General features: G+C 68.7%; 18 protein-coding genes. 10 read left to right on the forward strand and 8 right to left on the reverse strand.

The window, feature by feature from the left end:
* Window positions 1–34 precede the first annotated feature (34 nt).
* The gene (locus tag SJY26_RS11185) at window positions 35–2,815 is read right to left on the reverse strand and encodes a TSCPD domain-containing protein (RefSeq protein WP_396593113.1); all 2,781 of its coding nucleotides are present in this window, start codon (window positions 2,813–2,815) and stop codon (window positions 35–37) included.
* A gap of 207 nt (window positions 2,816–3,022) precedes the next feature.
* Between SJY26_RS11185 and SJY26_RS11190 the strand changes: the two genes are divergently transcribed.
* Complete coding sequence (locus tag SJY26_RS11190; protein ID WP_396593114.1) at window positions 3,023–3,415, forward strand: NADH:ubiquinone oxidoreductase subunit NDUFA12; 393 nt, start codon at window positions 3,023–3,025, stop codon at window positions 3,413–3,415.
* The gene (locus SJY26_RS11195; protein WP_396593115.1) at window positions 3,412–4,083 is read left to right on the forward strand and encodes a DUF2155 domain-containing protein; all 672 of its coding nucleotides are present in this window, start codon (window positions 3,412–3,414) and stop codon (window positions 4,081–4,083) included. The genes SJY26_RS11190 and SJY26_RS11195 overlap by 4 nt, the downstream gene beginning before the upstream one ends.
* Here SJY26_RS11195 and aat read toward each other — a convergent pair.
* The 4 genes from aat to SJY26_RS11215 form a co-directional block, all read right to left on the reverse strand.
* Entirely contained in the window at window positions 4,050–4,715 is a 666-nt protein-coding gene (gene aat, locus SJY26_RS11200) for a leucyl/phenylalanyl-tRNA--protein transferase (protein WP_396595748.1), read from the reverse strand. The two genes, SJY26_RS11195 and aat, sit on opposite strands and share 34 nt — an antisense overlap.
* 163 nt (window positions 4,716–4,878) lie before the next feature.
* Entirely contained in the window at window positions 4,879–6,225 is a 1,347-nt protein-coding gene (gene accC, locus SJY26_RS11205) for an acetyl-CoA carboxylase biotin carboxylase subunit (protein ID WP_396593116.1), read from the reverse strand.
* Between the two features lie 3 nt (window positions 6,226–6,228).
* Window positions 6,229–6,738 carry an acetyl-CoA carboxylase biotin carboxyl carrier protein gene (gene accB, locus SJY26_RS11210; RefSeq protein ID WP_396593117.1) on the reverse strand — a complete coding sequence of 170 codons (510 nt, stop codon included), beginning with the start codon at window positions 6,736–6,738 and terminating at the stop codon, window positions 6,229–6,231.
* A 25-nt stretch (window positions 6,739–6,763) separates the two neighbouring features.
* Window positions 6,764–7,225 carry a type II 3-dehydroquinate dehydratase gene (locus SJY26_RS11215; RefSeq protein WP_396593118.1) on the reverse strand — a complete coding sequence of 154 codons (462 nt, stop codon included), beginning with the start codon at window positions 7,223–7,225 and terminating at the stop codon, window positions 6,764–6,766.
* 208 nt (window positions 7,226–7,433) lie between these two features.
* On the opposite strand from SJY26_RS11215, the gene SJY26_RS11220 reads away from it, so the two are divergent.
* The 4 genes from SJY26_RS11220 to SJY26_RS11235 all read left to right on the forward strand — a co-directional run bounded on the left by SJY26_RS11220 (window position 7,434) and on the right by SJY26_RS11235 (window position 9,936).
* Window positions 7,434–8,261, forward strand: coding sequence for an ion transporter (locus tag SJY26_RS11220; protein WP_396593119.1), 828 nt, complete (start codon window positions 7,434–7,436; stop codon window positions 8,259–8,261).
* 55 nt (window positions 8,262–8,316) lie between these two features.
* Window positions 8,317–8,517 (forward strand): sulfur carrier protein ThiS, encoded by a 201-nt coding sequence (gene thiS, locus SJY26_RS11225; RefSeq protein ID WP_396593120.1) that lies wholly within the window; start codon window positions 8,317–8,319, stop codon window positions 8,515–8,517.
* A 40-nt stretch (window positions 8,518–8,557) separates the two neighbouring features.
* A complete protein-coding gene (locus tag SJY26_RS11230) occupies window positions 8,558–9,364 on the forward strand; it encodes a thiazole synthase (protein ID WP_396593121.1) in 807 nt (268 codons plus the stop codon).
* A 74-nt stretch (window positions 9,365–9,438) separates the two neighbouring features.
* Window positions 9,439–9,936 carry a DUF3224 domain-containing protein gene (locus tag SJY26_RS11235; protein ID WP_396593122.1) on the forward strand — a complete coding sequence of 166 codons (498 nt, stop codon included), beginning with the start codon at window positions 9,439–9,441 and terminating at the stop codon, window positions 9,934–9,936.
* Window positions 9,937–10,032: 96 nt separating this feature from the next.
* On the opposite strand, the gene SJY26_RS11240 is transcribed toward SJY26_RS11235, so the two are convergent.
* The 3 genes from SJY26_RS11240 to SJY26_RS11250 form a co-directional block, all read right to left on the reverse strand.
* On the reverse strand, window positions 10,033–10,833 hold the full coding sequence (locus SJY26_RS11240; protein ID WP_396593123.1) for a thioredoxin domain-containing protein: 801 nt from the start codon (window positions 10,831–10,833) through the stop codon (window positions 10,033–10,035).
* 24 nt (window positions 10,834–10,857) lie between these two features.
* The gene (locus tag SJY26_RS11245) at window positions 10,858–12,213 is read right to left on the reverse strand and encodes a M48 family metalloprotease (RefSeq protein WP_396595749.1); all 1,356 of its coding nucleotides are present in this window, start codon (window positions 12,211–12,213) and stop codon (window positions 10,858–10,860) included.
* A 134-nt stretch (window positions 12,214–12,347) separates the two neighbouring features.
* Window positions 12,348–15,056: an Rne/Rng family ribonuclease gene (locus SJY26_RS11250; protein WP_396593124.1), complete on the reverse strand. Its 2,709-nt coding sequence runs from the start codon at window positions 15,054–15,056 to the stop codon at window positions 12,348–12,350.
* Between the two features lie 522 nt (window positions 15,057–15,578).
* Between SJY26_RS11250 and SJY26_RS11255 the strand changes: the two genes are divergently transcribed.
* The 4 genes from SJY26_RS11255 (at window position 15,579) to prfB (ending at window position 22,428) form a co-directional block, all read left to right on the forward strand.
* Window positions 15,579–16,802, forward strand: a complete 1,224-nt coding sequence (locus SJY26_RS11255; protein ID WP_396593125.1) for an N-acetylmuramoyl-L-alanine amidase — start codon at window positions 15,579–15,581, stop codon at window positions 16,800–16,802.
* A 62-nt stretch (window positions 16,803–16,864) separates the two neighbouring features.
* Window positions 16,865–18,676: a methyl-accepting chemotaxis protein gene (locus SJY26_RS11260; protein WP_396593126.1), complete on the forward strand. Its 1,812-nt coding sequence runs from the start codon at window positions 16,865–16,867 to the stop codon at window positions 18,674–18,676.
* Window positions 18,677–18,815: 139 nt separating this feature from the next.
* A complete protein-coding gene (locus SJY26_RS11265) occupies window positions 18,816–21,218 on the forward strand; it encodes a penicillin-binding protein 1A (protein ID WP_396595750.1) in 2,403 nt (800 codons plus the stop codon).
* 87 nt (window positions 21,219–21,305) lie between these two features.
* Window positions 21,306–22,428, forward strand: a protein-coding gene (gene prfB / locus SJY26_RS11270) for a peptide chain release factor 2 (protein ID WP_396593127.1) whose coding sequence is annotated in 2 segments (ribosomal slippage) — window positions 21,306–21,374 and window positions 21,376–22,428 — 1,122 coding nt in all. Because the reading frame shifts where the segments join, the coding sequence is not laid out codon by codon here.
* The last annotated feature ends 22 nt before the right edge of the window (window positions 22,429–22,450 follow it).

Here is a 22,450-nt window from a genome sequence, read left to right on the forward strand (position 1 = left end):
GGAGTTTACGATCTTCTGAAGCCGGACCGCCGGTCTATCCGCGCATCTGGGGGGCGACGCCGCAGGTGTCGCAGATCCAGCCGCCGCCGCGCTGTTGCAGGCTGAAATCGCCGCAGGCGGGGCAAGCGTCGGCCTCGCTCCGGTCGCCGCCGGGCGTGACGGCCTCGGCCTTCCGGCCAAAGGGGACGACCACGAGGTTGTCGGCCGTTCCGCGGGCGAAGCCCTTGGAGATGAATTTGGTCGCCGGGAGCGCCTCGTCCGCCTTGCCCGAGCCCAGGCCGTCGGCGTGCAGGGGTTCGGCGTCCGCATTGCCCAGCTCGGTCCGGTCCAGATAGGACACGCCCAGCTCGCGGAAGATGTAGTCGAGGATGGAGGTCGCCGATCCCACGCGGTCGTTGCCGGTGACGCGTCCGGCCGGCTCGAACCGGGTGAAGACGAAGGCGTCGACAAACTCGTGCAGGGGCACGCCGTATTGCAGGCCGATCGAGATGGCGATGGCGAAATTGTTCATCAGACTGCGGAAGGCGGCCCCTTCCTTGTGCATGTCGATGAAGATCTCGCCCAGCTCGCCGTCTTCATACTCGCCGGTGTGGATATAGACCTTGTGGCCCCCGACGGCGGCCTTCTGGATATAGCCCTTGCGCCGGTCCGGCAGCTTCTTGCGGTTGCGGACCCGCTCGATGACCCGCTCGACCACGGTCTCCACCGGGGGGGCGGCCGGGGCGGCGGGCGCAGCCTGTGCCGGGGCAGAGGCTGACCGCACGGGCTCGGGTTCGGGCAGGATCAGGAGGGTGCTCGACGCGCCGTCACGGCGAACGAGGGTGAGCGCCCGCCGGCCCTCGCTCGCGGCCTCGGCGATCATGGCCGTGGCGGTTTCCACCCCGGCGTGGCTGGCCAGATACAGGGGCGTCAGGTCCGCCACATCGCTGAACAGCTCGACCGCCCGGGTCAGGGATGCCGCCGCGCCGTCGATATCAGCCAGGATGGCCTTCAGGCAGGTCGGGGCCCCGGGCCAGCCGGCCAGATCGCGATGGCCGAAGACGTGGGCCGTGGCCGTGGTCACTTCTTCGGGCGAGGCCAGCATGGCCAGCAGTCCGCCGCCGGTGGCCGTCTCGCGGTCGACGCCGAGGACATCACGGATGAAGCCGGCTTCCAGCACCGGAGGGGCGAAGGCGTCTTCCAGACGCGAGGCCCAGGTCAGGGCCCCCTCGACGGCCTCAAGCTCGGTCTCGGTGAAGCCCCGGGCCGCGAGCGCGGCGTGATCGAGCGCGGGCGATCCGACAAGGGTGCGGCGACCCATCAGCCAACGCTCGGCATCCTCCACGTCGCCCCGGTGGGCGGCGATGGCCGAGGCGAGAACGGGGTGCAGCCGGCGCACCGTCTGGCCGTCGCGGGTCTGGAACAGGTCCAGCGCCGTCAGCGGCGTAACGCCAAGCCTCAGGTCGCGCTCGGCGTCCATGGCCAGACTGGCGATCACGGCGTGGCGACGCCCGGAGGTCCGTGCAGCCGCATGGGCTTGGGCCGTGCGCAGTGCCGCTGCGCGACCGAGGTCGCCGTCCAGTCCGGCCAGCCGCGTCTCGCGGGCCTGCAGGGAGGCCAGCACGCTGTCGGCGGCATGGGTCCAGTCCGCGGCCGGGCGCAGGACGCCCGCCAGTTCGCTGGAGGCCAGCGAGGCCGAGGCGGCCAGCAGGCCGGCGGCGGCGACGCACTCCTCCCGGGCCAGAGGGCTGCCGGCCCCGGCGACGACCCAGTCGAGGCGGTTGAGCAGGGTCAGGGCGATGGGGCGGACGGCGTGGCGGCGGCGGGCGGCGCGGCCGTCTGCGGCGAACCCGCAGGCGACCTCGATCTCCAGCGCCGTGGTCCAGAGCCGGGCGAGGGCGTCGATCGCCGTGACCGGATCGGGAAGAACGGCGGTGATGGCCGACAGGGAGAGGGCGCAGCCGGGCGCGAGGCCCAGATCCGCGGCGGCCTCGGCGTCGCGTACCGAAAAGCCCACGATCAGTTCGCCGGTCAGACAGCCTTCCGCCGCCGCCCGCAGCGGGGCGGAGGCGATGGCCGTTGGATCGGGCACGGCCACGACCCGGGCCTGCCGCACCGGCTCGGGCTCGGGGGCTGAGAACAGGCGCCCGGCGATGGCGTCCAGGATGGCGGCATCGTCCGCCCCGGCCTGACGCGCGGCGAGGGCGGCGCGGGCGAGGGCCGGATTGGCGGCGGGGTCGGCGCACAGGGCCGGGGAGCCCTCGCAGCGGTTCACGGCATCGGTCACGGCGGCGAGGGTGCGGGTCACGCCGGCCAGGGCGTGGGCGGTGACCCGGGCGGTCCGCCGCCGGGCCGTGTCGCTCTCGAATCGCGCGCGACCGCCGGGGTCGGCCAGATCGATGACGATGGCGTTGCGGGTCGCCCCGGGCGGATCGGCGGTGACGGGCGATGTTCGCGCCCCCTCGCCGAGCACCGCTGAGGGCGCGGCCAGGCCCAGCAGGACGCTGGCGACCAGATCATCGGCGAAGACGTCCGCGTCCTTCTGGTCCGGAAACACGCCGGTGGCCCGGCCCCAGGCGGCGAGGCGGTCGGCCCAGCGTTCCAGGCCTCCGTCCAGGACCGAGCCTTCGGGCGGCAGGGCCACCCGGGGCGTTGTGCCCTCGGGGCGCGGCAGGTCGGTCGGGCAGCGATCGGCCCAGTCCAGCCAGGCCTCGACCCGGGCATCGCTCCAGTCGACCGGGGCCAGCACCTCGACCACACGATCGGCGCGCTCGATCTCGCGCGTGTCGCAGGCGACGCCGTCGGCAAGGTCGGTCAGGAAGGGGGTGAAACGCATGCGCGGGCCCGGACAGGATCGGTTAACCAGCCTAGGGCGCTTCTCCCTGTGTCCGCAATAGATGTGGGGGCGCTCCGCCGGGTTACCCCCAAGATGTTGGAGGGGGCTTGGCGTTCATCGCGCTGGACGGAAAGGCGTGCGGTTTCTATGATCGCGCCGACTGGACCGGGCCCCTGCGCCGGTCGGATTCTGGACTGGACTGGCCCCGTGCTCGGCAAAATCTTCGGTTGGACGTCAGGCGCGACCATCGGCACCCTGTTCACCATAGGCAAGCGCGGCACGCTGGTCGGCACCGACGAACTGGGCAACCGCTACTACCAGTCGCGCGACAACATCAGCTACGACGGCCGCAAGCGGCGCTGGGTGGTCTACAACGGCTACGCAGAGGCCTCGAAGGTGACGCCGGACTGGCACGGCTGGCTGCGCTACACCTATGACGAGCCGCCGACCGAGAGCCCGCTGCTGCGCCGCCGGTGGGAGCTTGAGCATCGCCCCAATATGACCGGCACGCCGCTGGCCTGGCGTCCGCCGGGCTCGCTGGCCGCCGATGGCCAGCGCCCCGCCGCCATCGGGGACTATGAGGCCTGGACCCCGGAATGACCCGCGCCCGCCTGCTGATGATCGGCACGGCCGTGGTTGCCCTCGCGGTTTCCGGCGGCGTGGTCGCCGGCGGCTGGCAGGACGCTCCGGCGCAGAACGCCACCCCTGTGGCCCCGCCCGTCGAGGCTCCGCGTCCGGAGGCCGAGGCGGCCCCGACGGGAGAGCCCGCTCCGGCCATCCCGATCGCCATCACACCGCCCTCCACTCCGGGCGCGCTCGAGACCGCAGCGGTCGAGGACGGGGACGCGGCTGAAGACGAGGCGGCCGCTGATGAGGACGCCGACGAGGACGAGGGCGAATCAGAGACAGACAAGGCTGAACGGCTGGCGGACGAAACGCCCGCCCCGCGCCAGCGCCGCCGCGTTGCCATCGTCGAGGCGATCGACAAGATCACCGCCGAGAGCATGCGGTTCGAGGTCGAGGTCGGCGGACGGCCCGTGCAATTCAACCAAGCCCTGATCTTTACCGCTCGCGCCTGCGAGGTCTCGGCCAGTTCGGAACTGGTGCAGGATTCCATCGCCTATCTGGACATCACCCTGCAGCCCAAGGGCACCCAGGCGGCGGCCCCGCGCCAGATCTTCCGGGGCTGGATGTACGCCTCGACGCCCGCGCTCAGCGGCCTGCAGAACCCGATCTATGACGCCTGGATCGTGGGCTGCAAGGCATAGGTCACGGCGTCGGTCCCCGACAGGGGTCGGCTGAGGGCCGCGAGGTCGGGCTGCAACCGCAGCGCCGGCTCCAGCATCCGCAGATAGGTCTCCTGCGGCGTCTCGACCGCGCCGAACCGGGACAGATGGTCGGTCAGGAACTGGGCGTCCAGCAGCCGCCAGCCGCCCAGCCGCAAACGCGCGACCAGATGCACCAGGGCGACCTTTGACGCGTCCGTGACCCGGCTGAACATGCTTTCCCCGAAGAAGGCACCGCCCAGGGTGACGCCGTACAGGCCGCCCACGAGGACCTCGTCCTTCCAGCACTCCAGACTGTGGGCCTGACCTCGGCCGTGCAGCTCCAGATACAGCCGCCGGATCGGCCCGTTGATCCAGCTGTCCTCGCGCCCCGGCCCCGGAGCGGCACAGGCATCAACGACGGCGGCGAAGGCGGTGTTGACCCGGATCACGAAGGGCTCGCCCCGGACCGTGCGGCGCAGGCGGGCCGGGATGTGAAAGGCCTCCAGCGGGATCACGCCGCGATGGTCGGGCTCGACCAGAAACACGCGGGGATCATCGCGCGTCTCGCCCATGGGGAAGACGCCTCGGGCATAGCAGGCCAGCAGGGTCTCGACGTCCAGCCGGCCCGGCAGCGGAAACGCGGAGGCGGAAGGGTCCGTCACTGAAATCCTCCCCCATCGGGGGAGGGGGACCACGAAGGGGTGGAGGGGGCCTGCCCCGGACACCGTGTTCGCCCCGAGCCCCCTCCGTCACGGCGCAAAGGCGCGCCGTGACACCTCCCCCGATGGGGGAGGATCAAGCTTTCTGCCGCTTCGCCCAGTTTTCCAGCCAGTGGATGTCGTAGTCGCCGGACAGGATGTCCGGCTCCTGCAGCAGCTTCTGGAACAGGGGAATGGTGGTGTCGACGCCGTCGATGACCATTTCGTTCAGGCTGCGCTTGAGGCGGGCGATGCACTCGGCGCGGTCGCGGCCGTGCACGATCAGCTTGCCGATCAGGCTGTCGTAATAGGGAGGGATCGAATAGCCGGTATAGATGGCGCTATCCAGCCGGACGCCGAGGCCACCGGGGGCATGGAAGTCGGTGATGGTGCCGGGGGAGGGGGCGAAGGTCTCGGCATTCTCGGCATTGATCCGCACCTCGATGGCGTGGCCCTCGAAGTGGATATCCTGCTGGGTGAAGGACAGCGGCAGGCCGGCGGCGATGCGGATCTGTTCACGCACCAGATCGACGCCCGTGACGGCCTCGGTCACCGGGTGTTCGACCTGCAGCCGGGTGTTCATCTCGATGAAGAAGAACTCGCCGTCCTCCCACAGGAATTCGATCGTGCCGACGCCCAGATAGCCGATAGCGGCGATGGCCTTGTTGACCGTCTCGCCGATGGCGATCCGTTCGGCGGCCGACAGGGCGGGGGAGGGCGCCTCTTCCAGCACCTTCTGGTGGCGCCGCTGCAGCGAGCAGTCGCGCTCGCCCAGATGGACGACATTGCCGTGGCTGTCGGCCACGACCTGAATCTCGATGTGGCGGGGCTTCTGGAGGTAGCGCTCCATATAGACCGCGCCGTTGCCGAAGGCGGCCTTGGCCTCGGTCTGGGCGGTCTGGACGGCCTCGACCAGGTCGTCCGGCGTCAGGGCCACCTTCATGCCGCGTCCGCCGCCGCCGGCGGCCGCCTTCACGATCAGGGGAAAGCCGATAGTTTTCGAGGCCGCGATGGCGTCCTCGACCGTCTCGACCTCGCCGGGCGAGCCGGGCACGCAGGGGATGCCCGCGTCCAGCACCGTCTGCTTGGCTGTGATCTTGTCGCCCATCACCCGGATATGTTCGGGCTTGGGGCCGATGAAGGTCATGCCGTGGGCGCCGACGATCTCGGCGAAGCGGGCGTTCTCGGACAGGAAGCCATAGCCGGGGTGGATGGCCTGGGCCCCGGTGATCTCGGCGGCGGCGATGATCGAGGGGATGTTCAGATAGGATTTGGCGGCCGGGGCCGGGCCGATGCACACGCTCTCATCCGCCAGCCGGACCCACATGGCCCCGCGGTCGGCCTCGGAGTGCACCGCGACCGTGGAGATGCCCATCTCCTTGCACGCCCGATGGATGCGCAGCGCGATCTCGCCGCGGTTGGCGATCAGGACCTTGGTGAACACGGCTCAGGATTCCAGCAGCACGAGGGCTTCGCCGAACTCGACCGGCTGGGCGTCGCCGACCAGGATGTCGGCGACCACGCCGTCCCGCGGGGCCTGGATCGGGTTCATGGTCTTCATGGCCTCGATGATCAGCAGGGTCTGGCCCTTCTTGACCTTGTCGCCCGGCTGGACGAACGGCGCGGCCTCGGGCGAGGCCTGCAGATAGACGGTGCCGACCATCGGCGACTTCACCTGTTCGCCGGCCTTGGCGACGATGGTGGCGGGGTCGGACGGCATGGACAGGGGCGCGGCGGCCGCAGCGGGCGCAGGAGCCGGGGCGGCATGGGCCGGCGCGGCGGCGTACTGCATGACCGGGGCAGCCGTGATCTCACGCGCGACGCGGATGCGCAGCTCGCCGCGCTCGACCTCGATCTCGGTCAGGCTGGTGTCGTTCAGGATATCAGCCAGCTGACGGACCAGACCGGCGTCGATCTCGGTCGACGGTTCATTCTTCAGCGATTTTTCGGACGCCATGAGAGTCTTGCCTTGTGGTCTGGGTTCAAACGGTGGCGGCGGAACGACGTTCCTGCACCAGCCGGAGGGCGGCCTTGACGGCCAGGTCATAGGATTGGGCACCGAAGCCCGAGACGATGCCGGTCGCGGCCAGCGAAACGTAGGAGGTGTGCCGGAAAGCCTCGCGCGCCATCGGATTGGACAGGTGGCACTCGACCACCGGTATCGTCAGGGCCTTCAGCGCGTCGAGCAGGGCGATGGAGGTGTGGCCATAGGCGGCCGGGTTCAGAACCAGGGCGGAAGCGCTGGTTTGCGCCTCCTGGACCCAGTCGATCAGTTCACCTTCGTGATTGGTCTGGCGAAACACCACGGTCGCGCCCTCGGCGGCAGCCTCGCATAGCGCCTGGACGTCCGCGAGGGTGGCGTGGCCATAGATCTCCGGCTCGCGCGTCCCCAGCAGATTGAGGTTCGGGCCGTTCAGGACATAGACGACGGGGATGTCGGGCATTGCGCTCGCGGTGAAAGCTGGTCCGACCTGAATCGGACAGGCCTTTTAGCCGAGCCGTCGCGGTTATCAAACCGGGGGATCAAAAGAGGTCCGGTCGTGGCATTCCAATCCCCTGCGCCGGACGGCATCTGGTGCCGGATCGGAGATTGCGGCAAGGGGCTGGCTCGACATCCTTTGGAGACCTGCCTTGGAACGGCTGAGACAGTTGGTGACGTCGCCGCGGACCGAGCGGTTCATCCTTGCCCTCATCATCCTGAACGCCATTACCCTGGGACTTGAGACCAGTCCGTGGGTGATGGCCCGGATCGGGTCCGTGCTGCTCGCGCTGGACGCCGTCGTGCTGGCGATCTTCGTCGTGGAGGTGGCGGCGCGGATCGCCGTGCACCGTGCGGCCTTCTTCAGGGACCCGTGGAGCCTGTTCGACTTCACGGTGGTGGCCATCGCCCTGGTGCCGGCGGCGGGTCCCTTCTCGGTGCTGCGCGCGCTGCGCATCCTGCGCGTGCTGCGCATGATCACCCTGGTCCCCTCCCTGCGTCGGGTGGTCGGGGCCCTGATCAGCGCCCTGCCAGGCATGGGGTCGATCACCCTGTTGCTGGGGCTCATTTTCTATGTGGCCTCTGTCATGGCGACCAAGCTGTACGGCGGCGACTTCCCGCAGTGGTTCGGCAGTATTCCGGCCTCGGCCTACTCCCTGTTCCAGATCATGACCCTGGAAAGCTGGTCGATGGGGATCGTGCGGCCGGTGATGGAGGTCCACCCTTACGCCTGGCTGTTCTTCGTGCCCTTCATCCTGTGCACCACCTTCACCATGCTGAACCTGTTCATCGGCATCGTCGTCAACGCCATGCAGGGCGAGCATGAGGAGGAAGCGAAGGCCGAGCGGCACAAGCTGGAAGCGGATCTGCGTCAGGCCAGCGAGGAACGCCAGCAGGTCCACGCCGAGGAGGTCGCCGACATGGCCGCCCTGCGCGGAGAGATTTCCGAGCTGAGACGATCCATCGCGGATCTGGCCGACCGCCTGCCGAGCCGGGGGTAGCGAGGGACGGCGGTGGCGGTGTAAAAGCGCGGTCCAGCCCAACAAGGACAGTCGTTTGCCCCGCATTCAGGTCAATGGAGACGACCGCTCGGTCACGGCCACGACCGTGCGGGCCCTCGTCGAGGAACTGGGCTTTGACGTCCGCAAGGTCGCGGTCGAGCGAAACCTGGCCATCGTCCCCCGGTCGCTGCATGGCGAAACAACCGTGGCCGAGGGCGACCGGATCGAACTCGTCCAGTTCGTCGGGGGCGGTTGAGCGGGTTTCGCTCGCCCCCTCACGCGCCTAGATAGAGGCCATGAACGCCCCCTTCACGTCGCCCCTCGTCGCTGACGCTCCCGATACCTGGACCGTCGCCGGCCGGACCTTCACCTCCCGCCTGATCGTGGGCACCGGCAAATATGCCGACTATGCCCAGAACGCCGCGGCCGCCGAGGCGGCGGGGGCCGATATCGTCACCGTGGCCCTGCGCCGGGTGAACCTGTCGGACCCGTCCCAGCCGATGCTGGTCGACCATGTGAAGCCGGACCGGTTCACCTTCCTGCCCAACACCGCCGGCTGTTTCACCGGCGAAGACGCGGTGCGCACCCTGCGGCTGGCGCGCGAGGCGGGGGGCTGGGATCTGGTCAAGCTGGAGGTGCTGTCGAACTCGGCCCACCTGTATCCCGACATGATCGAGACCCTGCGGGCCCTGGACCTGCTGGTCGCCGACGGCTTCGACGTCATGGTCTACTGCACCGACGATGTGGTCATGGCCAAACGGCTGGAGGACTCGGGGGCCGCGGCCATCATGCCCGCCGCCAGCCCGATCGGCTCGGGTCTGGGGATCCAGAACCGGGTCAACATCCGGCTGATCGTGGAACAGGCCAGTGTGCCGGTTCTGGTCGACGCCGGGGTGGGGACGGCGTCCGACGCCACCATCGCCATGGAACTGGGCTGCGACGCGGTGATTGCCAACACCGCCATCGCCGGGGCCCGCGATCCCATCGGTATGGCCCGGGCCATGAAGCATGCGGTCATCGCGGGGCGCGAAGCCTATCTGGCCGGGCGGATGCCGAAGCGGATGTACGCCGATCCGTCGTCCCCGCTGGGTGGGCTGATCTAGGATTTCGGCGATCCGGGATTGACGGCAACGCCGGTTGTTCTCATTATGTTCTCCTGCTGCCCCGGGGGAGAATGATGCGGATTCTGACGTTTCGAGGCTATGTCCTGCTCATCGTCCTCGGGCTGACGATTGCCCTTGTCCTCACGGCGGGGACGGGCCGCGCCCAGGAGATGACCATGCGCCACGCCACCGGAACCTTCACCGTCACCGTGACCCCGGCCGATCCGGAGGTGGTCCAGGCGGGGCTGGGTCTGTCCCGTTACACCCTGGCCAAGACCTTCGAGGGCGGGCTGACCGGGACCGGCACCGGCCAAATGCTGGCCGGCGGCGTCTCGGCCGAGACCGGAGCCTATGTTGCCATGGAGCGGGTGGTGGGCACGCTGGACGGGCGCGAGGGGGCGTTCCTGCTGGCCCATCGCGGCGACATGACGCCGGACGGGTTCAGCCTGTCGATCACGGTGGTGCCAAACTCGGGCACCGGGGCCCTGACGGGCCTGACGGGAGATTTCGCCCTGACCATCACCGGTGGGGTTCATCACTATGACCTGGCGTACAGCCTTCCCGGGGCCTGAACAGGGCTCCGGGAAGACCGGGGGGACCGGCCTTGAGTCACACTGAGTCACCCTCTTTTGAGTCACGGTGACTCAAAAGAGGTGGGCGACCTCGGGCTACCCCGCCTTCGCCGCCGTGATCGCCGCCTGGACCTCCTGCGGATTGATGCTGGCGGTGGTGCGGCCGTTGATCAGGAAGGTCGGGGTGCCGACCAGACCCAGGGTCGCCCCGATGGTGTGGATGTCGGCCAGTTGCCGGTCGGTCCCCGTATCGGCGATGTCGGCGGCGGCGCGGGCCATGTCGACGCCGTTGGCAGCGAGGATGGCGTCGATGCTCTCCGGCGTCAGGGCCGCCTCGGCCATCAGGGCCTGATGCACGGGCAGATAGCGGCCCTGCCGGTGGGCCGCCAGCGCCGCCCGGGCGGCGTAGTTGGAGGTGGTGGTGTCGCCCCGGTCGAGGATCGGCCACTCCTTGAAGACGAAACGGACGTCCGGATTCGCCTCCATGAGCGCCAGAACCTCGGGTGACACCGCCTTGCAGCCCGGGCAGCGGTAGTCGAAGAACTCGATCACGGTAACCTTCGCATCCGCTGGCCCGAAGGCCGGGTCGCGGGGGTCGGGGGCCAGAAGGGCGGCGTTGGCGGCCACGGCGCGGTTGATGGTCTCGACCCGGCCGGTCTCCTCGGCCTGTTGCCGGGCCTGGACCACCTCGTCCAGAACGCCGGGGTTGGCCAGCAGATAGGCCCGGACCCGACCGCCGAAGTCGCCGCCGGTCAGATACGGAGCGGCCGCCAGTCCCAGCGCCACCACCGAGACGGCGAGCGCCGCCGCCCCGCCCCGGCCGGACGCCAGCCAGCTGAACGGATCGCGTGCGGGCGCGGGCGAAGGCAGGGGCGAGGCGGGGGTCTCGTCGGTCATACGGTCTCTCGTGCGGGGAAGGGCTCAGGCCCCGGGCGGGGTGACGACGGTCTGGCGGTCGCGCCGCTGTTCCTGACGCCGGTCCAGATCCTGGATGTCGTCCATGGTCGCACCGGACGCCAGCACGATGTCCATGGCGCGGCGCCACTCCAGCGAGCCCCGGTCCAGCATGTCGCGGGCGCGCAGGGCGAACTGGGTCGCCTGTTCCTGCCCCCCGGCGGCGAAATAGTATTCGGCCGAGGCGAGGCGGGCCTCGCCCTCCTTGCCCTGGCTGGAATAGGCCTGGGCCAGCAGTCGCCAGGCCAGGGTGTTGTCGTCCTCCCGCGCCGTCGCGCGCTTCAGCTGGTCGACCGCCTCCTCCAGCCGTGCCGGGTCATTGGTCTCGATCAGGGCGTGGGCCAGGTTGATCCGCAGCAGCGGCGCGTCGGGCCGCAACTCGACCGATCGGCTGTGGGCCTCGATGGCCTCGGTCGGGCGGCCCTCCTCGAACAGGATCTGTCCCTTCAGTTCCCAGAGGTAGGGATTGTCCATGTCCTCGGCGATCAGGGCGTCTGTGGCGTCCAGCGCCCGCTGGGTCTGGCCGTCCCGGTACCAGGCGATGGCGCGGGCGTAGCGGGCCGGGAAAGAGGTATCGCTGTCCAGATAGGTTCGCAGGGTCTGGGTCGGCGCATCCATGAAGGCGTGGATCTTGGCCACGATCAGGGCGTGTTGGGCCAGCCGCTCGGGGCTTTCGACCGCGCCATAGTTGGGCATGGCCTCGACCGGGCGGCGCAGGGCCTCGATCCGCTGTCCGGACAGCGGGTGGCTACGGAAATAGGGGAAGCGGCGGGCGTCGGAGAAGACCTCCTGACTGCGGAAATTCTCGAAGAACTCGACCAGGCCGCGTCCCGACTGGCCGGCGGCGTCCAGCCCCCGGGCGGCGGTGATGTCGGCCTCGCCCTCCTGGCTCTGGATGTAGCGGAGCGCATTCAGGGTGCCGAAATACTGGCCCGATCCCATCAGGGCTGCCCCGGCCCCGGGTTCGCCGGCGACGATGGCGAGTGCCCCCAGCGCCATGGACATCAGAAAGGGCTGCATGCCCGCGCTCTGGGCCCCGTCGCGCAGGGTGTGGCGGTTCTTGATATGGCCGGCCTCGTGGGCGATCACGCCCAGAAGCTGGTTGGGGTCTTCGGTCCGCAGGATCAGGCCGGTGTTTATCCCCATGATCCGCCCGCGCGTGGCGAAGGCATTCAGCGTCGGGTCATTGACCAGCAGGACCTCGACCTCGGTCGGGTCCAGCCCCATGGCGCTGAAGACGGGATCCGACCATTCGCGGATGATCCCCTCGATCTCGGTATCGCGGATCGTCGACTGGGCAGAGGCGGGAGCGGCCGCCGCCATCGCAAGGACGGCGGCAGCCACAGCCGCAGACAGGCGGGCGAACGGACGGGACGGGAAACGGGTCGGCCTCACGATGGCAAACTCCTCCGACTGGCGCCCCCGCCGCGTGGTCCGGTTAATCTAGGCGCGCCCGGTCAAAGACGCCACCATCCGCGCTTGGGTTTGGCCGGTGGCGCGGTGATCTGGGCCGGATCGTTGGCGATGATCGTCGAGAGATCAGCTTCCGGTTTCGGCGCAACGGGCACCTCTGCCAGAGTTGCGGGCTCCGGTTCGACGGCCGGCGCCTCCACCGCAGGGGCCTCGACCACAGGGACTTCGACCACGGGGATGGCGGAGGCCGGTTCGGCGGCAACCTCGGCCGGAGGCGCGGGGTCGGTCGCGGCGACCTCGCTTGCGGTCTCGACGTCCATGGCGGACTCAAGCGCAGCCGTCGGCGTCTTGCGGCGGACCCGGCGACGCTGCGGCTCGGGAGCCGCCTCCGGAACTGCTTCCGACAGTTCGGCGACCGGTTCGGCAGACATGACGGCCATCGGGGTGTCGGGCGAGCCATCGGCGGGCATGCCCTCATTGGTGGCGCGGCCCTCGACCTTCAGATCGTGCGGCGTGGCGCGATCGCCCCCGCGGCCGCGGCCGCGACGACGGCGGCGCGAACGTCCACCCTCGCGCTCTCCGGCCAGTTCGCCCTCGGGCCGCTCACCGATTCGCTCTTCCCGCTCTTCGGGCATGGCCGAACCTGCCTCCGGGGCGGGCGCAGCGCGTTCGGCGCGCTGGGTGGGGTTGATGGGATCGAACCAGACGTAGGGATCGTCGAGAGACGGCGTGCGGCCGCGCACCCAGAAGAAGGATCCCGTGCCCGCGGCCGGCGCGTCCCCGTCCTCCCGGATACGACGGCCTCCGCGACGGCCCCGGCGACGCCGGCGGCCCGCCTCGCTGTCGTCGTCGTCCGCGAGACCCTCGACCTCGGCATCGGCGGCGACCGGTGCCGCTTCCTCGTCGCGACGTCCGCCGCGACGGCGACGTCCGCGCCCGCGCCCGCGTTCGCCATCTGCGCGCTCGCTGCGTTCGGCCCGTTCGCGCGGCTCGTCATCGTCCGAGTCCTCGCGGTCGAGGGCGTCCTCGTCGTCTTCTTCGACGATGAAGTCCTCGTCGTCGGCCTCGTCCTCGTCCACCCAGGCGTTGTCGTCGAAATCATCCTCGAGGTCCGCCAGCGAGACGACGGCCTCGGGCGGAGTGAAGTCCTCATTGGTCTCGGTACGCTCGATGGCGCTGTCGCCCTGACCCAGACGATCGTCGATCTGGATGACAACGGCCAGACCGCGACGCTCAAGCAGGCGCTGCAGATAGTCGCGCTTGTGGTTCAGGATGTAGAGGGCGACGGCCGAGGAGACCTTCAGGTTGATCGAGCCGGCCCCGTTCTTGCCGGCCTCGATATCGACGGCGCGCAGCACCATCAGGGCAGCGCTTTCGGCGGACCGGACGCGTCCTGCGCCCTGGCAGTGCGGGCAGACCTCGGTCGCGCCTTCCAGCACGCCCAGACGGCGACGCTGGCGGCTGATTTCCATCAGGCCGAAGCCCGAGATGCGGCCCATCTGGATCCGCGCCCGGTCGAAGCTGAGCTCGTCCTTCAGGATGCGTTCGACGGTCCGGTTGTTCTTGGACTCGTCCATGTCGATGAAGTCGATGACGACCAGACCGGCGAGGTCGCGCAGACGCAACTGGCGGGCAGCCTCGACGGCGGCCTCGCAGTTGGTCTTGAAGGCCGTGGCCTCGACGTTGCGTTCCTTGGTCGCGCGACCGGAGTTGACATCGATAGCCACCAGGGCCTCGGTCTGGTTGATCACCAGATAGCCGCCGGACTTCAGCGGTACGACCGGCTGGTGGATCTGCGTCAGCAGCTCCTCGATGCCGTTGGCGGCGAACAGGGGCTTCGACCCCTGATAGAGATGCACCTTCTTCGCCTGGGAGGGCATCAGTACGCGCATGAAGTCGCGCGCCTCCTTGAAGCCCTCCAGCCCCTCGACCTGGATCCCGTCGAAATCCTTGTCGAACATGTCGCGCACGGCGCGGCGGACGAGGTTTTCTTCCTCATAGATCAGGGAGGGGGCGTGGGAGGCGAGGGTGGTCTCGCGGATCGTCTCCCACAGGCGCAGCAGATATTCGTAGTCGCGCTTGATCTCGGCCTTGGTGCGCTTGGCCCCGGCCGTGCGGATGATCAGGCCCATGCCGCGCGGCACGTCCAGGGCGGCGGCTGCGGACTTCAGCCGCTTGCGGTCGCTGGCCTGGGTGATCTTGCGCGAAATGCCCCCGCCCTTGCCGGTGTTGGGCATCAGCACGCAGTAGCGGCCGGCGAGCGACAGCCAGGTCGTCAGGGCCGCACCCTTGCCACCGCGCTCGTCCTTGACGACCTGGACCAGCAGGATCTGGCGGCGCTTGATGACGTCCTGGATCTTGTAGCGCCGCATCAGGCGACGCTTCAGACGCTCTTCCTCGGCCATTCCGCCTTCGGACTCGCCATCGTCGGAGTCGCGGGCGTTCTCGTCGTCGTTGTCGTCATCGGCCGAGGGGGCCTCGGCCATGATGGCTTCCCGGTCCGCCGCCGGGATCTGGTAGTAGTCGGGGTGGATTTCGTTGAAGGCCAGGAAGCCGTGGCGGTTGCCGCCATACTCGACGAAGGCGGCCTGCAGACTGGGCTCTACGCGGGTGACCTTGGCAAGATAGATGTTGCCCCGGAGTTGGCGTTTGGTCTTCGACTCGAAGTCGAATTCCTCAACCTGGCGGCCGTTGACGATGGCGACGCGGGTTTCTTCCGCGTGCGCCGCATCGATAAGCATGGTCTTTGTCATTGAAAATGTCTCTCTGGCGCGCGCGGCCATTGCCATCAGGGGCAGGGGCGGCTCGCCGAACGGGGTAAGGGGCGGTGGCGCGCGTCATTCCATCGCTGCGGCCTTGGCCGGGCACGACTGACGCCGGCCCGGAAGGGGCTGGCGGTCGGAGGAAGAGGCAGGCGGAAAAGCCCATGGGGTCTGGTCGGTCCTCGACCCGCACGCGCCCGAGGGGCGTCGCAAGGTCCGGTTCGGGAAAGCCCGGTCTCGCCGATCGTCGGGTCTGGCCATTCGATGCGCCGGGCCGGTCGATCCGCAAGGGCGGGAAGTCAGCGCCGCGCCGGGGCCGCGCCGAACCGACAAGGCGGCGGCGCGATCGTTCGCGAACAACCGCCAGCATAGGCAAGCCGGGCAGGAATGGAAAGCGGTGGTTCGAACAACGCCACCATCGACCTCTGTGGGCGGAATTCGCGTCCAGCTTAACCCAATCCAAACCGCGTACTGGCATGATCGGGTCAACAAGAATGGTGGGTCGCCGGCGGAATGCACGGTCAGAAGCGTTTTAACCTGTCGGCGTGGAGCCTGCGTGAGTGGGCCCTGACCGGTCTTGCCCTGCTGGTGCTTGTCGCTGTGCTGCTCGTCAGTTCGCGCGGCTTCGCGGCCGGGGCCACCGGCGATGTGCGCGGGGTCCGGTTCGGCGGCGACACACAGAGGACCCGGGTCGTCATCGACCTGGACCGTTCCGCCCGCGGAGAAGTGATCTCCGGCGGCGATCGCGGCGAGATGGTCCTGACCCTTGCCGGGGTCGGGGCGGGCCGTGGCGTCTCCGGTATGGGCTCCGGCCTGGTCCGGGACTGGCGCGTCAGTGCATCGGGGACAGCCTCGCGCGTTCATCTGGGTCTGGCCCGCACGGCCCGGATCGAGCGCCGCTTTCTTCTGCCGCCCGGAGACGGAGTGCCCCACTACCGCTATGTCATCGATGTGGCCGCTACGGGGACTGCGCCGATTGCGCGGCCGACGGCGTCGCGTGCAGAGCCCCGGCCGGTGGAGCGGCCGCTGGTGGTCATCGACGCCGGCCACGGCGGTCGCGATCCAGGTGCCCGCGGTGCCCATCGCAATGAGAGCGAGATCACCCTTGGCGCGGCCCTGATGCTGCGCGACGAACTGCTGAGGAGCGGACGTTTCCGGGTCCTCATGACGCGGGAGACCGACGTCTATGTCGGTCTGTCCGAACGGGTCCGGATCGCCCGGCGGGCTGATGCGGACCTGTTCATCTCCCTGCATGCCGATGCCGGGGCCGATCCGGCCACGCGCGGTGCGTCCGTCTATACCCTGTCCGAACAGGGTGCGACCCGGGCCGTGCGCGAGGTGACTCGCAGCGACGACTGGCACAGGGACCTGCATCTTCCCGGACGCGACCCGTCGGTGGACCGGATCCTGCTGGACATGACCCAGCGCGCCACCCAGAACCGTTCGGCCCAGTTCGCACGCGTGCTGCTGACCCACCTGGAGGCCGCCGACCATCCGCTGCTCCGGCGCAGTCACCGCGATGCCGGCCTTGCGGTGCTACTGGCTCCGGATGTGCCGGCGGTCCTGCTGGAAATGGGCTTCATCACCAATCCCGACGACGAGCGGGCCCTCGGGGACGCGGTGCGCCGGCGGAGGCTGGTCGGGGCCGTGGCCGAAGGGATTGATCGCTATTTCCGGCAACCCGTAGACGCTCAGGTTGCCACGACGGACACCTCGACAGGACGGTCGCGAGGTTAATACGGAATTCAACGTTAGCCGCGTATGTCTGACACTGCTCAACTGCGGGAACAGTGATCGTCATGCGTAAGGCCTTGCAATCCCTCTCGGGGCGTATCGCCCTGATGATCGTCGCCGGCCTTTCCCTGCTGTCTCTCTGCCTGATTCTGACGACGTCCTGGCTCATGACCAACGACGCCCGGGGCCGGGCTGCGGAGCGGCAGGAAGCCAATATGCGTGTCGCCTGGCACGTGATCGGCGGCTACGGGCAGGGCTACGAGGTCCGCAATGGTGCTATCTACGTCGGCGGCACGGCGCTCAACAATAATTTCACACCGGTTGACCAGATCAAGACGCTCGTTGGCGGCACGGCGACGGTCTTCATGGGCGACACGCGCGTGACGACCAATGTCAAGAAACCGGACGGAAGTCGGGCCGTGGGGACCCCGCTGGCCCCCGGGCCGGTCTATGACGCGGTCCTGAAGGCCGGGCAGAGCTACCGCGGCGAGGCCGATATCCTGGGGACGCCATTCTTCACGGCCTATGATCCCATCAAGAACGCAAGGGGCGAGGTGATCGGCATTCTGTATGTCGGTATCCCCCAGGCCGAGTTCCTGCAGAGCGTGACCGATACGCGCAACGTCATGTTGATCGTCGGCCTTGTCCTGACCGTCCTGGCGACCCTGGCCTGTCTCTATGGGACCCGCCGGCTGCTTCGCCCGCTGGAGGCGCTTACCAAGAGCATGTACCGCCTCGCCGCCGGTCAGACGGATATCGACACCCCCTGGGCGGATCGCGCCGACGACATCGGTCAGATGGACCGCGCCGTGGCCCAGTTCCGCGACTCGGCCCTGGATCGGCTTCGACTGACCGAGGAGAGCGCGCGGGACCGCGAAGCGGTCGAGCGGGAGCGCCAGTCGGTGGAACGCGACCGTGTGCGCACGGCTGAAGAGGATGCGCAGATCATCGCCACCGTGGGCGAAGCCCTGTCCTCGCTGGCCGCCGGCAAGTTGGGCCGGCGGATTACGACCGACCTTGCGCCCAAGGCCGAACGCCTGAAGCGCGACTTCAACGACGCCGCGACCGCCCTGTCCGATACGCTCGGCGAGGTGACCGAGGTCGTCCGGAGCATGGAGTCCGGGACCGGCGAGATCGCCGATTCCGCCATGAATCTCTCACGCCGCACCGAACAGCAGGCGGCGGCGCTTGAGGAGACCGCTGCGGCCCTGGACGAGATCACGGCGACGGTCCGGTCAACCGCCGAGAGCGCAGCCCAGGTCGCAACCGTCAGTACGGCCGCCATGCAGCGTGCCGAGTCGGGCGGTGAAGTGGCGGATGATGCGAACCAGGCCATGAACGCCATCGCCCACAGCGCTGAATCCATCAGCCAGATCGTCGGCGTGATCGATGAGATCGCCTTCCAGACCAATCTTCTCGCCCTCAACGCCGGGGTCGAGGCGGCGCGGGCCGGGGATGCCGGCCGGGGCTTTGCCGTGGTCGCGTCCGAGGTTCGCGCCCTGGCGCAGCGATCGGCCGATGCCGCCAAGGAAATCAAGGCGCTGATCCTGGACTCCGGCAAACAGGTCAACTCCGGCGTGGAGCTGGTCGGGCGCACGGCGACGGCGCTGACAACGATTTTGACCGAGGTTGGTCAGGTCAAGACCCTTGCCATGACGATCGCGGCCTCCACTGCAGAACAGGCCACCGCGCTTCAGCAGGTCAACGCGGCCATCAACCAGATGGACAACGTCACCCAGCAGAATGCCGCCATGGCCGAAGAGGCCACCGCGGCCAGCCAGCTGCTGTCGGACAAGGCCCGCGAACTGGGCCGACTGGTCACGCGTTTCGACGTGGGGACGCAGGCCGGTCACCAGAGGATGTCCCGGGCGGCCTGAGCCGGTGTCAGCGCGATCGCGGCAGGTCTCATCGCGATATTCGCGACTGCGTGTTTGCGGTACCGCCGATGTTGGCTAAACCCTACGCGATGCCGTTCTGTCGGAGAGTCTGGTGAAGGTTGCCGAACGGTGGTTCGTGATGGCGGGGATCGGCCTGCTGGGCGCGATTGCGCTCGCCGGTCTGGTGGTGGCCATCTATGCCGCCTGGCTGTTTCATGATCTGCCCGACGCCTCGGAGCTGGCCGATTACCGGCCGCCGACGGCGACCCGGGTCTATGCCGGGGACGGCACCCTGATCGGTGAGTTTTCCGACGAGCGGCGCATCTACGTCCCCTACGAACAGATCCCCACGCCGCTGGTCGAGGCCTTCCTGGCCGCCGAGGATCGCAACTTCTTCCAGCACGGTGGCATCGACGTCTCCGGGCTTGGCCGGGCGATGTTCAAGAACGTCTTCAATGCGGCGACCGGCCGGCGTCTGGAGGGCGGCTCCACGATCACCCAGCAGGTGGCCAAGAACGTCCTGCTGACGAACAAATCGACCCTCGGCCGCAAGCTGAAGGAGGCCATTCTTTCCAGCCGGCTTGAGGCCACCCTGACCAAGCAGCAGATCCTCGAACTGTATCTGAACGAGATCTTCCTGGGCTACCGCAGCTATGGCGTCGCCTCGGCCGCCTACAACTATTTCGGCAAGTCGCTGGCTCAGCTGACCCCGGACGAGGCGGCCTTCCTCGCGGCCCTGCCCAAGGGGCCCAACAACTACCATCCCAAACGCCACCCGGAGGCCGCCAAGGGCCGCCGGGACTGGGTGCTGGGCGAGATGCTGGAAAACCGCTTCCTCACCCAGGCAGCCTATGACGAGGCCATCGCCCGGCCGCTCCTGACCCAGGCCGCGCCGCGACGCGCTGAATACCAGGACGCCGATTTCTTCGTCGAGGAGGCACGCCGTCAGGCGCGGGCCAATCCGGAGTTCGGTGACCAGCTGAATGCCGGCGGCTTCTATATGCGCACCACCCTGGATCCGTCGCTGCAGACCGCAGCGCGCGATGCCCTGATGCGCGGGCTGGAGAACTATGACCGGCGTCATGGCTGGCGCGGGGCCTGGGGAACGACGGATTTTGCGCCGGGCTGGCAGACAGTGGCATTGCGCCAGAGTGCTCCGCCGGAGCGCCGTCAATGGCGGGCGGCCGCAGTGGAGAGTGCCTCGGGCAATACCATCCGCGTCCGAACCGCACGCGATGACGAGACCGGCACACTGCTGACCTCAGACGCGGCCTGGGCCAATGCCAATCGGCCGCTCCGGCGGGGAGACCTGATCTTCGTCGAGCGCCGTGATGACGGTCAGTTCGCGCTCAAACAGGTTCCGGCCGTCAACGGGGCGCTCGTGGCTATCGAACCCCAATCTGGCCGGGTTCTGGCGATGGTCGGCGGCTATTCCTATGCCCTGTCCAGCTTCAACCGCGCGACCCAGGCAAGACGCCAACCCGGATCATCTTTCAAGCCGTTCGTCTATGCGGCGGCACTCGAGGGTGACTTCACTCCAGCCTCAATCATCGTCGACGGCCCCATCAGCTTCGCCGGCGGACCCGGCGGGCGCCGCTGGACGCCGGAAAACTACAGCCGGGAATACTATGGACCGTCGACGCTCCGGAGAGGGCTCGAACTGTCCCGGAATGTCATGACGGTCCGCCTGGCCAATGCCATTGGCATGGACAAGGTGGTCGAACTGTCCAAGCGCATGGGGGTGTCCGAGAACCTTCAGCCGAACCTGTCGGTCTCGCTGGGAGCGGGCGAAGTGACCGCCTACGACCTGACTGCGGCCTATGCCGCCTTCGTCAACGGGGGGCGTCGCGTCGACCCCTATCTGATCGAATACGTCCAGGACCGTGACGGCGAGACCATCTTCCGCGCCGATCAGCGGCGGTGCCGCGACTGCGGCCGGCCTTTCACCGGCCAGGCCTCGCCCTTCCTCGAGCCGCGCGGGACCCAGGTGATCGACCCGATCACGGCCTATCAGATCAGCTCCATGCTGGAAGGCGTGGTCCAGCGGGGCACGGCGGCCAGCGCGCGCGGCCTCGGCCGCTGGATCGGCGGCAAGACCGGGACGACCAATGAGTATCGCTCGGCCTGGTTCGTGGGCTTCACCACCGACATCGTCGTGGGCGTGTTCATCGGCTTTGATGACAATCGCTCTCTGGGGTCGGGCGAGGCCGGGGCCTCGGCCGCCGTGCCGGTGTTCACCGATTTCATGGAGGATGCCCTGAAAGAACGGCCTGCCCGTCCGTTTGTCCGGCCGCGCGGGGCGATCTTCCGGACGGTGAACGGGATCGAGGAAGCCTTCCGGCCAGGCACCGAGCGTCGCCGCGAGGAAGAGCAGCGCGAGCAGGGGCCGGCCATTCCGGCGGGACCGCAGAACTACAACGACATCGTGCGTCGCGAGCAGGAAGCGGCAACGGGAGCGACGCCTGGTCCGGCGGCACCGCCTCCGCCATCACCGCCCCCGCCGCGGCAGGAACCGGCCGAGGATCTGAGCGGTCTGTACTAGGCGGGCGACAGAGACAGGATTGGCCCTCGACCCCCGGCCTCTGACCCTCTATGTCCGCGCCTCACCTTTGGATCGCAGGAGTTCGCGATGAGACCGGATGTCGAGGCCATGAAGGCCGACATCGAGCAGAGCGTCGCTCTGCTCAGGAGGCGTCTTTGACTGGGATGTCGCCAACCGCAAGCTCGATGAGCTGAACGCACGGGTCGAGGACCCGACGCTCTGGGACAAGCCCGACGAAGCCCAGGCGGTCAGCCGTGAGCGCTCCCGGCTGGAAGCCCAGATCAATGCCGTCAAGTCCATGGAGCGCGAGCTCGAGGACGGCATCATGCTGGCCGACATGGCCGACGAGGAGGGCGACGAGGCCACCCTCGAGGAGGCCCGCGCCCAGCTGAAGGCGATCAAGGACCGGGCGGCCCGGGCCGAGCTGGAGGCCCTGCTGTCCGGCGAGGCCGACGGCAACGACGCCTATCTGGAGGTCAACTCCGGGGCCGGGGGCACGGAGTCGAACGATTGGGCCGGCATGCTGCTGCGGATGTATTCCCGCTGGGCGAAGGCGCACGGCTACGAAGTCCAGATCGAGGCTGAGGAATCGGGCGAACAGGCCGGGATCAAGTCGGCCACCATTCTGGTCAGCGGACCCAATGCCTATGGCTGGCTGAAATCGGAGTCCGGGGTTCACCGGCTGGTGCGGATCAGCCCCTATGATGCAGCGGCCAAGCGCCACACCAGCTTCGCCTCCATCGGCGTGTCGCCGGTCGTGGACGACACCATCGTCATCGACATCAATCCAGCCGATGTCCGCACCGACACCTATCGCGCCTCGGGCTCGGGCGGTCAGCACATCAACAAGACGGACTCGGCGGTGCGCCTGACCCACATCCCGACCAATACGGTCGTGGCCTGTCAGGCCGGGCGCTCCCAGCATCAGAACCGGGAACAGGCCTGGAAGATGCTGCGGGCCCGCCTGTATGAGCTGGAACTGCAGACGCGGGAAGCCGCGGCCCAGGCCCTGGCGGACGCCAAGACCGACATCGGCTGGGGCCACCAGATCCGCAGCTACGTCCTGCAGCCCTATCAGATGGTCAAGGACCTGCGCACCGAGGTCGAGACCTCGGACACCCAGGGCGTGCTGGATGGGGACCTGGACCCTTTCATGGGCGCGGCACTGGCCCAGCGGGTCGGCGAAACGCGCGGGTCGACGGTCGAGTGATCGCGCGGTCTCCCGCCCGACC

The sequence above is a fragment of the Brevundimonas sp. R86498 genome, from assembly GCF_044598075.1.
Classification (GTDB): Bacteria; Pseudomonadota; Alphaproteobacteria; order Caulobacterales; family Caulobacteraceae; genus Brevundimonas.

Excerpts from the sequence above, each read along its gene's own strand:
- SJY26_RS11215 (WP_396593118.1), bottom strand. The coding sequence starts at position 7,225 with ATGCCCGACATCCCCGTCGTCTATGTCCTGAACGGCCCGAACCTCAAT.
- SJY26_RS11265 (WP_396595750.1), top strand. The coding sequence starts at position 18,816 with ATGGCGGGGATCGGCCTGCTGGGCGCGATTGCGCTCGCCGGTCTGGTG.
- SJY26_RS11260 (WP_396593126.1), top strand. The coding sequence starts at position 16,865 with ATGCGTAAGGCCTTGCAATCCCTCTCGGGGCGTATCGCCCTGATGATC.
- accB (WP_396593117.1), bottom strand. The coding sequence starts at position 6,738 with ATGGCGTCCGAAAAATCGCTGAAGAATGAACCGTCGACCGAGATCGAC.
- SJY26_RS11195 (WP_396593115.1), top strand. The coding sequence starts at position 3,412 with ATGACCCGCGCCCGCCTGCTGATGATCGGCACGGCCGTGGTTGCCCTC.
- SJY26_RS11245 (WP_396595749.1), bottom strand. The coding sequence starts at position 12,213 with ATGGCGGCGGCCGCTCCCGCCTCTGCCCAGTCGACGATCCGCGATACC.
- SJY26_RS11230 (WP_396593121.1), top strand. The coding sequence starts at position 8,558 with ATGAACGCCCCCTTCACGTCGCCCCTCGTCGCTGACGCTCCCGATACC.
- SJY26_RS11235 (WP_396593122.1), top strand. The coding sequence starts at position 9,439 with ATGCGGATTCTGACGTTTCGAGGCTATGTCCTGCTCATCGTCCTCGGG.
- SJY26_RS11250 (WP_396593124.1), bottom strand. The coding sequence starts at position 15,056 with ATGACAAAGACCATGCTTATCGATGCGGCGCACGCGGAAGAAACCCGC.
- SJY26_RS11185 (WP_396593113.1), bottom strand. The coding sequence starts at position 2,815 with ATGCGTTTCACCCCCTTCCTGACCGACCTTGCCGACGGCGTCGCCTGC.
- SJY26_RS11255 (WP_396593125.1), top strand. The coding sequence starts at position 15,579 with ATGCACGGTCAGAAGCGTTTTAACCTGTCGGCGTGGAGCCTGCGTGAG.
- SJY26_RS11240 (WP_396593123.1), bottom strand. The coding sequence starts at position 10,833 with ATGACCGACGAGACCCCCGCCTCGCCCCTGCCTTCGCCCGCGCCCGCA.